The sequence below is a fragment of the Rhodococcus sp. NPDC080181 genome, assembly GCF_040702225.1.
In the GTDB taxonomy this organism is placed as follows: domain Bacteria; phylum Actinomycetota; class Actinomycetes; order Mycobacteriales; family Mycobacteriaceae; genus Rhodococcoides; species Rhodococcoides fascians.
The window spans coordinates 147,812-159,809 of the sequence record NZ_JBFBKN010000005.1; the positions used below are offsets into that span (position 1 = coordinate 147,812).

Below are 11,998 nucleotides of genomic sequence, written 5' to 3' on the forward strand. Positions count from 1 at the left end.
GAGTCAGTCCTGATCGACGCGAGCGGGCGCGTACTCGCGCTCGAGCGCACGGAACTTTCGGACGGCCGCGACGGCGTGCTCACGATCGTTGGACTGGATGGCCATCACATTGATGAACTCGTCGTCGGGGATGTCGACCCTGGCCCACATCGCCCCGTCGGGAAATGACAGGCCGCGCACGAGGTCCCACTCGATCATCCGCTCCGAGAACACGTTTCGGACCGCCACACCTGCCGGACCGACGCGAATGCGCGGGCGGGTGAGCAGCAGAGCCAGGCCAGCCAGCAACACGCCTATTCCCGCCATCGCCAGCTGATCGGCGGTCCTGAAGTAGACCCCGGTCGGCGACACCCGAAGCAGCACCGCGACAGTCGAGTGAGCGACGACGAGCAACACCGCGGCAGCGATCGCGTACCGGGCCGACTTACGGGACTTCACTTCCATGTCCCATTCGGACGGGGATTCGTCGCGCGTCATTGGAAGTCCTGATTCGTCCACGGCTGCCGGAGGTGCTTGAGGGTCAGGGCCGTGTCGATGGCGGCCGCGGTGGCCTGCCCACCCTTGTCCTCGAACGAGTCGGGCAGACCGGCGCGATCGAGCGCCTGCTGCTCGTCGTTGGTGGTGAGCACCCCGTTGGTGACCGGAGTGCCCTCGTCGAGCGATACCCGTGTCAGGCCGGCTGTGACGGCATCGCAGACGTACTCGAAGTGCGGTGTGCCGCCGCGGATGACCACGCCGAGAGCGACGACGGCATCGTGGGTGCGAGCCAGGGCCTGGGCGACTACGGGTAGTTCGATGGCTCCGGCGACGCGTATGACCGTGACGTCGCGTACCCCGGCGGACTCGGCTTTGCGGAGCGCACCGGCGAGCAGCGCCTCGGAGACCGTCCGATGCCACTGACCGGCCACGACAGCCAACTTCAGATCACTCGCGCCTGCCAGCTGAAGGGTGGGTTCGCCGTCGCCGCTCATGGGTTGACCCCGTTCTCGCGGGCAGGAGTGGAGCCTGCGGAATGACCGTTTTCGCCAGTGGGGTCATTTTGCTCGAAGTCGTCCAGGCCGACCAGGTCGTGGCCCATGCGGTCGCGTTTGGTGCGCAGGTAGGTCAGGTTCTCGGCGTTGGCGCGCAACGGCATCGGCACCCGCTCGGTGACGTGCAGGCCGTAGCCGTCGAGCCCGACTCGTTTGGCCGGATTGTTGGTGAGCAGGCGCATGGACGAGACCCCGAGGTCGACGAGGATCTGGGCGCCGATTCCGTAGTCGCGGGAGTCTGCGGGCAGACCGAGCTGCAGATTGGCGTCGACGGTGTCCGAGCCTGCGTCCTGGAGTTGGTAGGCCTGGAGTTTGTGCAGCAGGCCGATTCCGCGTCCTTCGTGTCCTCGCATGTACAGCACGATTCCGCGATCCTCGGCCGCCACCATTTCGAGGGCGGCGTCGAGCTGAGGGCCGCAGTCGCAGCGCAACGATCCGAAGACGTCGCCGGTGAGGCATTCGGAGTGCACCCGGACCAGCACGTCGCTGCCGTCGGCGTCGGGGCCGGAGATGTCGCCGCGCACCAGCGCGACGTGCTCGACCTCGTCGTAGATGCTCTGGTAACCGACGGCCCGGAAGGTGCCGTGGCTGGTGGGGATTCGCGCGTCGGCGACGCGGACGACGTGCTTCTCGTGCTTACGACGCCACGCGATCAGGTCGGCGATCGAGATCAGTGCGAGGTCGTGTTCGTCGGCGAACACCCGCAGCTCGTCGGTCTGCGCCATCGCTCCCTCGTCCTTCTGGCTGACGATCTCGCAGATGACTCCGGCGGGGCGGAGGTCGGCCATGCGGGCGAGGTCCACGGCCGCCTCGGTGTGGCCGGGGCGGCGCAGTACGCCGCCTTCCTTGGCGCGCAACGGGACGACATGGCCGGGGCGGGTGAAGTCGTTCGCTCCGGTGTCGGGGTCCGCGAGCAGGCGCATCGTGGCTGCTCGGTCGGAGGCGGAGATACCGGTTCCGATACCTTCTCGCGCGTCGACGGTGACGGTGTACGCCGTTCCGTGTTTGTCCTGGTTGGTGGCGAACATCGGCGGCAGGCCGAGTCGGTCGCAATCCTCACCGGACAACGGGACACAGAGGTAGCCCGAGGTATAGCGGACCATGAAGGCAACCAGTTCCGGGGTGGCCTTCTCGGCGGCGAAGATGAGGTCGCCTTCGTTCTCGCGGTCCTCGTCGTCGACGACCACCACTGCTTTGCCCGCAGCGATGTCCGCAACTGCGCGCTCGATACTGTCGAACCTGGTCACGAAAGTGCGCTCCATAGGTCTCGGGCCTGGCTCAGCGCCCTGGAAATGTCTCCGATGCACCGTTACCTGCGTGCACTTCAACAGTACTTACTGTGCGTCGATCGCCTGCAGCCGCTCCACGTACTTGGCGATGACGTCGACTTCGAGGTTGACCGGTGAACCCACCTCGGCCGTGCCGAGTGTGGTCAGGTCGAGGGTGGTGGGGATCAGCGAGATCTCGAACCAGTGCCCGCCGTCGTCGACTCCGAGCCCGGACACGGTGAGCGAGACACCGTCGACCGTGATGGATCCTTTCTCGACGACGTAGCGCGCTACCGACGTGGGCATGGTGATGCGCACGACGGTCCAGTTCTCGGACGGGCTGCGTCCGGCTACCGTGCCGGTTCCGTCGACGTGTCCTTGGACGAGGTGCCCGCCGAGCCTGCTACCGAGTGCCGCTGCGCGTTCGAGGTTGACGCGACTGCCGACATCCAGAGCGCCGAGGCTCGATCGGTTCAACGTCTCCTGCATGACGTCGGCGGTGAATCCGCCGTCGGGAAGTACTTCGACGACGGTCAGACACACTCCGTTCACCGCGATGGAATCCCCGTGGCCGGCATCGGAGGTCACCACCGGGCCCCGGACGGTGAAGCGAGCGGCGTCGGGCAGTTCGTCCTTGGCCACGATCTCGCCCAGCTCTTCGACGATTCCGGTGAACATCTACTTCGCTCCTTCGGGCACGACACTCAGAAGAACGTCGTTGCCGATCATGGTGACTGTCTCCGTGCGGAACCGAATTGCGTCGGCAATTGTTCCGATCCCCGCATTCTCCACCGCAGCCGGGCCGGTCCCCAACACCGCAGGTGCGATGTAGGCGACAACGCGGTCCACGAGACCGGCGGCGAGGAACGCGCCTGCCAGAGTCGGACCACCTTCTATCTGAATGTCGGTGTACTCGCTCAGCGCGTCGATCACCGCAGCCGGGTCGTGTGTGTCCAGAAACACCGTCGGTGCCTCCGGACCGCGGATCGCGGCGGTCGCCGGTGCGGGCCTCGATCCGACGACGACTCGAACCGGCTGATGCGATGCCAGGGTGCCGTCGGGGCGACGAGCAGTCAGCCGTGGATCGTCGGCCAGTACGGTTCCGGTTCCGACGACGATGGCGTCGAGCTTGGCCCGTTCGGCGTGCACGTGCGCCCGCGCCTCGGGTCCGGTGATCCACTGGCTCGTTCCGTCGGCGGCGGCGCTGCGTCCGTCGAGCGTCGCGGCGTATTTCCAAGTGACGTGCGGCCGTCCGGTGCGTTGTTTGTGCAGCCAGGCCCGCAGTGGCCCCTGCTGTACCTCGCGCGTCCCCACGCCCTGTTCGACGCGAATCCCGGCGTTCCGCAGTGTGTCTGCCCCGCCGGACGCGAGCGGGTTCGGATCCGCTATCGCGAACACGACCGACGCGACCCCGGCTGCGACGAGAGCCTGCGAGCACGGTCCGGTGCGGCCCGTGTGGTTGCACGGCTCGAGTGTCACCACCGCGGTGCCGCCGCGCGCACGGTCGCCGGCCTCGGTGAGTGCGACGATCTCGGCGTGGGGGCCGCCGGGTGGACGGGTGGAGCCGGAGCCCACCACGATGCCGCGGGCGTCGAGGATCACGGCACCGACCGCGGGGTTGGGGCTGCTGATGCCCCGAGCGGCCTCGGACGCGTCGACGGCCAGAGCCATCGCCTCGACGACCGACACGGCCGAGCCCGGGGCATCGGTCACGACAGGTGGTGCGATGCGCGGGCGGCCCGGCCGCGGAGATCACGCACTGCGGCGGCGGGATCGGCGGTGTTGTACACGGCCGAACCGGCCACGAAGCAATCGATGCCGGCCTCGGCGGCCTGCTCGATGGTGTCGGAGTTTATGCCGCCGTCGATCTCGACCACCAAGCGTAGATCTCCGGAATCGACAAGTGCCCGAACAGCTTTGGCTTTGGACAGTACTTCGGGCATGAACGACTGCCCTCCGAAACCGGGCTCCACACTCATCACCAGCAGAGTGTCGAAGTCGCGCAGAATCTCGAGGTAGGGCTCGATCGGGGTACCCGGCTTCACCGACAGGCCGGCTTTCGCACCGGCGGCCCTGATGTCGCGCGCCACGGCGCTGGGGTCATCCGTTGCTTCGGCGTGGAACGTGACGTTGTATGCCCCGGCCTCGGCATACGGCGGGGCCCAGCGCGCCGGATCCTCGATCATCAAGTGGCAATCGAGGGGAATGCTCGTTGCTTTGAGCAGACTCTCGACCACCGGTAGCCCGAGGGTGAGGTTGGGGACGAAGTGTGCGTCCATGACGTCGACGTGGAGCCAATCGGCCCCCGCGACGGCATCGGCTTCGGCGGCGAGGCGCGCGAAATCGGCGGACAGAATCGAGGGAGCGATCATCGGGGAAACCACGACTGGTGAGCCTAGTCGAGCCGGTATCGTGCCGACATGGCCACCATGGACTCCGCGAGCGCCGTCCTTGCCGAATTGCCCGAAGTCACCGAAAGCGTTCGGTACGGGAATCCCGCCTGGGGCATCGGCAAGCACGTGTTCGCGTGGGTACGACCGTTCAGCAAGGCCGACCTGAAACGATTCGGCGACGAGACCCCGCCCGCCGGACCGATCCTGGCCGTCAGGACTGCCGACCTGCACGAGAAGGAAGCCATCCTCGCCGCACATCCGCGCTCGTGCTTCACGATCCCGCACTTCGACGGGTTCTCTGCCGTTCTGATCGACGTCGACAACGCCGAGGACGACGAACTGCGCGAACTCCTCGTCGACGGGTGGCTGGTGTACGCACCCGCAGACGTGGCCGAGGCGTTCCTGGCCGGAGGGTGATCAGACCGGCTTGCGCAGCGCCGCCATGAACATCGCGTCGGTACCGTGCCGATGCGGCCACAGTTGCACCGACGGGCCGTCACCCAGTTGCGGTACTCCCGGCACGAGCACGCGGGTGTCGAGCTGTTCGACGCCGTACCGGCGTACGGCGTCTGCAACGACGGCCGCTGTTTCGGACAGATGCGGCGAGCACGTCGAGTACAGCACCACCCCGCCGGGCCGGACCAGATCGATCGCTGCCGCCAGCAATTCCTTCTGCAGGGTGACCAATGCCGCCACGTCGGACGGTTGGCGACGCCACCGCGCTTCGGGGCGACGACGCAGCGCTCCGAGACCGGTGCACGGCGCGTCGACGAGCACGCGGTCGTAACCCGCGTCGAGTCCGGACTCGCGGCCATCGACGGTGTGCACCGTCACCGGTAGGTCCTTGGTGGTCTTGGACACGAGGTCGGCGCGGTGCGGGGTCGGTTCGACGGCGTCGACCCGTGCGCCGTCGATCTCCGCCAGGGCACCGAGCAGGGCGGCCTTGCCGCCCGGACCGGCGCACAGGTCCAACCATCTGCCACCGTCGTCGCCGAGCAACGGTGCCAACGTCAGCGCGCGGCCGACGAGCTGACTGCCCTCGTCCTGGACTCCGGCCAGTCCGTCCCGGACGGCATCGAGCTTGCCGGGGTCGCCGCCGTCGAGGTGCACCGCGTACGGCGAATAGGGACCTTCCTCTCCCCCGGTGATCAGCGCCAGTTCTTCGGCGGAAATCTCTCCCGGTCGCGCGACGAGGTGGACCGAGGGACGCGCGTCGTCCGCCTCGAGCACCGCGGCGAGTTCCCCGGCATCGGCTCCGAGCGCATCGGCGAAGGCCTGCGCAATCCACTTGGGATGGGCGTATTCGAATGCCAGGTGACCGACCGGATCCGCCGTCGTCGCCGGTGCCAGCTCGTCGACCCACTGCGCTGCGGTTCGCTCGGACACTCGTCGCAGCACGGCGTTGACGAAACCTGCCTTGCCGGAACCGAATTCGGAGCGGGCGAGATCTACCGACGTGGCGACGGCTGCGTGCGGGGCAACCCGGGTGCGCAGCAGCTGATAGGCCCCGAGCCGAAGGATGTCGAGCAGTGGTCCGTCGATCTCTGCGGCAGGCCGCCCGGCCGCGTGTGCGATCACGGCGTCGAGCACACCCCGAGCGCGTGATGCGCCGTAGGCGAGTTCGGTGGCCAGCGCGGCATCGCGAGAATCCAACTTGCGCTCGCGGAGCAACCCGGGCAGCACCAGGTTCGCGTATGCATCGCGCTCCCGCACCGCTTTGAGCACGTCTCTCGCCGCACGCCGTGCCGGATCGATCGCGTCGACCGCACGGGGTCCGGTGCCCTGCGGCGGCCGGTTCCCTTTGGGCCCACGTGCCCCCGGTGACTTCTTGACGTACTTGCGGGGCTGGCTCGACTCGCGCTTACGAGGCCTGTCGGGCTCTGTCATCGTGCCACCGCCGTATCGTCCAGCCGAGCGCCGCGCGCCCAGTCGAGTGCCCTCATGACCTTCTTGCCCTGAGGTTGAATATCACCGAGAACGACTGCGCCGGTTCCGGTTCCGATGTGTACACCGGTCTTGCGTACGTCGATCGTTCCCGGCTCCAACGCGTCCGGCGACAGCTGAACAGGAGCGATCTTGACGCGGAGATCCCCGATGGTCGTCCACGCTCCCGGGGCCGGTGTGACGGATCTGATGTGTCGGTCGACGAATGCCGCGGATCGCGTCCAGTCGATGCGCGCGGCATCGACTGTCACTTTGCTCGCGTAGGACACACCGTCCTCGGATTGCGGTAGCGCTGCCGCCGTTCCGTCCTCGATCGCGTCCAACGTCGCGGCGAGCAAATGGGCTCCGCTCGACGCCAGACGCCCGAGCAGATCACCCGTGGTGTCGGAATCCCGAATCCGTTCGGTGGTGACACCGAGTACCGGACCGGTGTCCATCCCGACGTCGAGAAGGAACGTCGATGCGCCTGTGACGTCGTCGCCCGCGGCGATCGCGGCCTGTACCGGTGCCGCGCCACGCCACGCGGGCAACAGTGAGAAGTGCAGATTGATCCAGCCGTACCGAGGTATGTCGAGTACCTGTTGCGGCAACAACGCGCCGTACGCAACGACCGGGCACACGTCGGGGGCGAGGTCGGTCAGCGCCGCCACGAACTCCGGGTCCGACGGCCTCGCGGGAGTGAGTACCGGGATGCCGTGCTCGTCCGCCAACACTCCTACGGGCGAGCGCACGGTCTTGCGTCCACGGCCGGCTGCGGCGTCGGGCCGGGTGACCACGGCGATCACCTCGTGCCGTTCGGACTCCAACAGTCGCGCGAGTGACGGGACCGCGGGTTCCGGTGTTCCGGCGAAGACGACGCGCACTGAAGGCAACTCCCTGGGATGGACGAAACGATGTCGGTTGTCCATCCTAGGGAGTCACGACAGCGTGCGACGATTCCGCACCGACGATCACGTCGCGTCGGTGCTGTCGGAACTGTCGGAAGCGTCCTCCGCGAGGATGCGATACAGCGATCGGCGTGCCTCGATGAGCACCTCGGCTGCCTGGTCGACCTGACGCACGGTTCCGACTCCGGCCACCTGACCGGCCGCTCCCATCAATTGTCCGATCAGTGCCCGAAGATCACGTGCATCGATGCCGACGGAATCGGCTACGTCGTCCCAAGGACTGCCGAGATCTGCTCGATGGTCGTCGACATGACGCCTGCCCTCGGCCGTCAGTGCTGCCGTCTTGCGGCCGGCCACCTTGTCGATCAGCACCAAGCCCTCGTCTTCGAGCTGCGACAGAGCCGGGTATATCGATCCCGGACTCGGCTTCCAGGTTCCGTTGCTCTTCTCGGCGATCTGCTGGATGAGTTCGTAACCGTGCATCGGCCGGTCCTCGAGCAGCAGGAGGATCGCAGCGCGGACATCGCCACGTCGGCCCCGACCGCCTCGGCCCCGACCACGACCGAAGTCGGCATTCGGCCCGAAACCGCCGGCCCCGACACCACCGGGCCACATACCGTCACGCCCCCGCCCGACAGGACCTCCCCGACGTCTGCCGTGTTCTCCGTGACCTCTCCTTCCCCGACCTCTCTCGTGTCGTTCTCCGCCGTCTGGTTCTCCGTCTTCTGCCGGGCCGTGCTCATCGTCCTGCGCAACCCACATCTGGAACGGCGCGCCGCGTCGGCGCGGGTCTCCGTGCCGATTGCCTGCGAGTCCCATCCGGGGACCTCCGCGGCGTCCGAATTCGTGTGCAAAGTCTTCGAATGCGTAGTTCATCTCGTTCTCCTTCGTATCGATTGAACGAGTCGACGATATATCGGCAATACAACTTCGACAAGACCCTGAGGTTGCCTCTCTATCTGGACGACGGGAACGCAACAGGACAGAGAAAGCCCATCACCCGATCCGAATGGGATCGATCTGAATCCGTACGCCCGCGCCGAGCTTTTTGGCGCTTCGGGACGCCTGCGCAGTCGACAGCGCTCGCGCCAGCGCTGCTCCGGTGCTTCGCGGAACCCGGATCAGGAGCCGCTGCACGTCTCCGGACAACCCGTCCTCGCCGCTACCCGCAGGTGCGCGTTGACCGTCCGGGAGATCGACGGGACCCAGTACCTCGACCGTCTCGGGTAGATCTGCACTGTCGACCAACGCTGTTATCGCGTCAGTGGTCCCGTCGATCGCCGCCACGTGAACGGCCGGTGGAAACCGAACCTCGACTCGTTCGTCCAGCTGACTGCGCGCGTGCCACAGCGGATCCCAGCGCACCAGGGCCTGGACGGTGGGGATCTCGGACTCGGCCACCACGACCACACGTCCCCCAGCCGCCCCGGGCCGAACCATCGACGCAGCCGTCATCCAGCGGCGCAGTGTCTCTTCTGCCGCACGCAGATCCGCCCGGCCCAGCAGCGCCCAACCGTCGAGCAGCAGCGCGGCGCCGTATCCGCCGTCCACGGTCGGCTCGGCACCGACGGTCGACACCACGAGCGAACCACCGGGGCGCACGGTATCGAGGACGGTGGCCCCACCGGAGTTGTGTATCGGCACGCCAGGGAAGGCGCGGCCGAGCTCCTCGGCCGTGCGTCCCGCTCCGATCACCACGGCGCGCAGGTTGCGCGACCCGCAGACCGTGCAGCGGTGTGCGGCATCGGCGATTCCGCACCAGGAACACGTCGGGCTGCCCGCGCCGTCGCTGCCCGGAGCCGAGGGCAGGGCGAGCGGACCGTTGCAGCGTCGACACCGAGCCGGATGGCGGCACTTCGCACACGCCAGCGACGGAACATAACCGGCGCGTGGAACCTGAACCAGCACAGGGGTATCCGCTTTCAGCGCCGCACGTGCGGCCTCGAAAGCGATCGCCGGTAGCCGCGCGACCCGGGCTGCCGGATCCCGAGCGAGCGCGTGGTCCGAGTCGGCCAGCGCGACCACGTGAGGTTGCCGTTCACGCACCAGCTCACGTGGGGCGACCAGGTCGTGGGCCCAGCCGGAATCGACGAGAGCCTCGGCCTCGGCCGTCCGGGAATGTCCGCCGACGACGACCGCGGCTCCCGACACGTGCGCGCGGAGCAACGCCACCTCACGTGCATGCGGATACGGTGAGCGTGGTTCGGCGAAACTGTCGTCGCCGTCGTCCCAGATCGCGATCAGGCCGAGGTTCGACACGGGCGCGAACACCGCACTGCGTGTCCCTACCACGACAACGGGGCCCGACCTCAGACAGCGCAACCACTGCCGGTACCGCTTGGCCGGTCCCAAACCGGCCGACAGCGCCACCACACGGTCGGCCCCGACTGCCGCGGCGCATGCACCCTCCAGGCGATCGAGATCCCGTTGGTCGGGCACCACGACCACTGCGGACCGTCCGCTCCCCACGGTGACGGCAGCCAATTCGGCCAATCGAGCGGGCCACACCTCGCCGGGTAGGGCCTGCCACACCGCACGCGGAACACGGTGCTCGCCAAGGGCATCGAGGAAATTGGAGCCATGGGTATACGCCGCCCAGCCCGTGCGATCGACGACCGGCTCTGCTGCCTCGTCGACGACCGGAGGGGGCTCTGCCTCGACCCGTGCGTGGCGAGCCGGAACCGCCAGACGCAGCACATCCGCTCGCGTTCCTGCGTAGCGATCGGCCACCGCCGACACCAACTCGGCGATCTCGGGAGTCAGTACGCGCTCGGCGGACACGACCCGGTCCAGCCAGCCGAGACGACCGGGATGGTCGGTCTCGGCCAGCCTGGCGAGTACGAACCCGTCGACGAGCCGGCCGGCAAAACGAACGCGTACCCGCACACCGGGCTGGGCATCGTCGCTGACGTCCTCGGGAACGAGGTAATCGAACTCGCGGTCGAGGTGCGGCAGCGGAAGCATCGGAAGAATGCGCGCGATCGGCAGATCGGTTGCCGCTACCGGCGTCACACCAGCCACCGCACCTCCTTCTCGATCGTCACCCCACACTCGTCGTGGGAGCACCGAGCCGGTGCGAACAGGGTACGTGCGGCAGCATCGCTGCCGGAGTGGAGGGACCTACAGGCCTGCCGCATCCCGGAGCTTGTCGGCGCGATCGGTGGATTCCCACGGAAGATCGATGTCGGTACGTCCGAAGTGACCGTACGCGGCCGTCTGCGCGTAGATCGGGCGCAGCAGGTCGAGGTCGCGGATGATGGCACCGGGACGGAGGTCGAAGACCTCGCTGATCGCCGCCTGAATACGCGCGGGATCGGTCTTCTCGGTGCCGAACGTCTCGACGAACAGACCGACCGGTGCTGCCTTGCCGATCGCATAGGCCACCTGCACCTCGATGCGGTCGGCCAGACCGGCTGCGACCGCATTCTTGGCGACCCACCTCATTGCGTATGCGGCGCTGCGGTCGACCTTCGACGGGTCCTTGCCCGAGAATGCTCCGCCGCCGTGCCGAGCCATGCCGCCGTACGTGTCGACGATGATCTTTCGGCCGGTCAGACCGGCGTCTCCCATCGGACCACCCAGCACGAACTTTCCGGTGGGATTGACCAGCAACCGGACGTTCGAGGTGTCGAGAGTCGGTACGTCCAGCTCTGCGAGTACCGAGCCCAGGACCTTCTCGCGGATGTCGGGAGTGAGCAGGTTGTCGAGGTCGATGTCTGCTGCATGCTGCGTCGAGATCACGACGGTATCGAGACGAACGGCGTCGTCCCCGTCGTACTCGATGGTGACCTGAGTCTTGCCGTCCGGACGCAGATACGGCAGCACACCGCTCTTGCGAACCTCGGTCAGTCTCCGAGAAAGCCTGTGTGCCAACGCAATCGGCAGTGGCATGAGCTCGGGCGTATCGGTGTTGGCGTAGCCGAACATCAATCCTTGGTCGCCGGCACCCTGACGGTCGATCTCGTCGTCGGACAATCCTTCGACGCGGGCCTCGTGCGAATGGTCGACGCCCTGCGCGATCTCGGGTGACTGCGCGCCGATGGCGACGTTCACACCACAGGAGTTTCCGTCGAATCCCTTGGCGGACGAGTCGTATCCGATCTCGAGCACCTTCTCGCGCACGATCTTCGGGATGTCGGCGTAGGCGGTGGTGTTCACCTCACCTGCGACGTGGACCTGGCCCGTGGTGACGAGCGTCTCCACCGCCACTCGGGCTCGCGGATCCTCGGTGAGAAGAGCGTCGAGGATGGAATCGCTGATGGCGTCACAGATCTTGTCTGGATGACCTTCTGTAACGGACTCGCTGGTGAAAAGCCGACTACCGGACTTGCTCACGGACTTCCTCTCGACGCATGTTCTTGCCCGACCCGACGGCTGATGCCGGCCGAGCACTCCACGAAAATTGATGTTCCCTCGGTGTTATCGCCCCTGTGGGAGCCACGCAAACCTTTACGGCGCTGTCGCCCTGGTACCCA

At 67.2% G+C, this 11,998-nt stretch carries 12 protein-coding genes; 1 reads left to right on the plus strand and 11 read right to left on the minus strand.

The genetic code is table 11. From position 1 onward, the window contains the following. Nucleotides 1-3 precede the first annotated feature (3 nt). The 6 genes from AB0O58_RS08085 to rpe all read right to left on the minus strand — a co-directional run bounded on the left by AB0O58_RS08085 (nt 4) and on the right by rpe (nt 4,683). On the minus strand, nt 4-477 hold the full coding sequence (locus AB0O58_RS08085) for a PH domain-containing protein (protein WP_027497001.1): 474 nt from the start codon (nt 475-477) through the stop codon (nt 4-6). After that, entirely contained in the window at nt 474-971 is a 498-nt protein-coding gene (gene ribH / locus AB0O58_RS08090; RefSeq protein ID WP_027497000.1) for a 6,7-dimethyl-8-ribityllumazine synthase, read from the minus strand. The genes AB0O58_RS08085 and ribH overlap by 4 nt, the downstream gene beginning before the upstream one ends. Next, entirely contained in the window at nt 968-2,278 is a 1,311-nt protein-coding gene (locus AB0O58_RS08095) for a bifunctional 3,4-dihydroxy-2-butanone-4-phosphate synthase/GTP cyclohydrolase II (protein ID WP_045841912.1), read from the minus strand. Before AB0O58_RS08095 ends, ribH begins: the two co-directional genes overlap by 4 nt. An 87-nt stretch (nt 2,279-2,365) precedes the next feature. Further along, complete coding sequence (locus AB0O58_RS08100; RefSeq protein WP_027496999.1) at nt 2,366-2,977, minus strand: riboflavin synthase; 612 nt, start codon at nt 2,975-2,977, stop codon at nt 2,366-2,368. Next, nucleotides 2,978-3,970 carry a bifunctional diaminohydroxyphosphoribosylaminopyrimidine deaminase/5-amino-6-(5-phosphoribosylamino)uracil reductase RibD gene (ribD, locus tag AB0O58_RS08105; protein WP_045841913.1) on the minus strand — a complete coding sequence of 331 codons (993 nt, stop codon included), beginning with the start codon at nt 3,968-3,970 and terminating at the stop codon, nt 2,978-2,980. A gap of 38 nt (nt 3,971-4,008) precedes the next feature. After that, nucleotides 4,009-4,683: a ribulose-phosphate 3-epimerase gene (gene rpe, locus AB0O58_RS08110; protein WP_032365752.1), complete on the minus strand. Its 675-nt coding sequence runs from the start codon at nt 4,681-4,683 to the stop codon at nt 4,009-4,011. A 36-nt stretch (nt 4,684-4,719) separates the two neighbouring features. Here rpe and AB0O58_RS08115 point away from each other — a divergent pair, with 36 nt between their 5' ends. Beyond that, on the plus strand, nt 4,720-5,109 hold the full coding sequence (locus AB0O58_RS08115; protein WP_032372467.1) for an MmcQ/YjbR family DNA-binding protein: 390 nt from the start codon (nt 4,720-4,722) through the stop codon (nt 5,107-5,109). On the opposite strand, the gene AB0O58_RS08120 is transcribed toward AB0O58_RS08115, so the two are convergent. From AB0O58_RS08120 to metK, 5 genes are all read right to left on the minus strand, one after another. Beyond that, nucleotides 5,110-6,579, minus strand: a complete 1,470-nt coding sequence (locus tag AB0O58_RS08120; protein ID WP_366238093.1) for a transcription antitermination factor NusB — start codon at nt 6,577-6,579, stop codon at nt 5,110-5,112. Then, nucleotides 6,576-7,499, minus strand: coding sequence for a methionyl-tRNA formyltransferase (fmt, locus tag AB0O58_RS08125; protein ID WP_366238094.1), 924 nt, complete (start codon nt 7,497-7,499; stop codon nt 6,576-6,578). Before fmt ends, AB0O58_RS08120 begins: the two co-directional genes overlap by 4 nt. Nucleotides 7,500-7,586: 87 nt before the next feature. Then, nucleotides 7,587-8,285, minus strand: coding sequence for a PadR family transcriptional regulator (locus tag AB0O58_RS08130; RefSeq protein ID WP_080732089.1), 699 nt, complete (start codon nt 8,283-8,285; stop codon nt 7,587-7,589). Nucleotides 8,286-8,519: 234 nt separating this feature from the next. Further along, entirely contained in the window at nt 8,520-10,487 is a 1,968-nt protein-coding gene (locus AB0O58_RS08135; RefSeq protein ID WP_366238122.1) for a primosomal protein N', read from the minus strand. A 156-nt stretch (nt 10,488-10,643) separates the two neighbouring features. After that, a complete protein-coding gene (metK, locus tag AB0O58_RS08140) occupies nt 10,644-11,858 on the minus strand; it encodes a methionine adenosyltransferase (RefSeq protein WP_032372472.1) in 1,215 nt (404 codons plus the stop codon). Nucleotides 11,859-11,998: the final 140 nt, after the last annotated feature.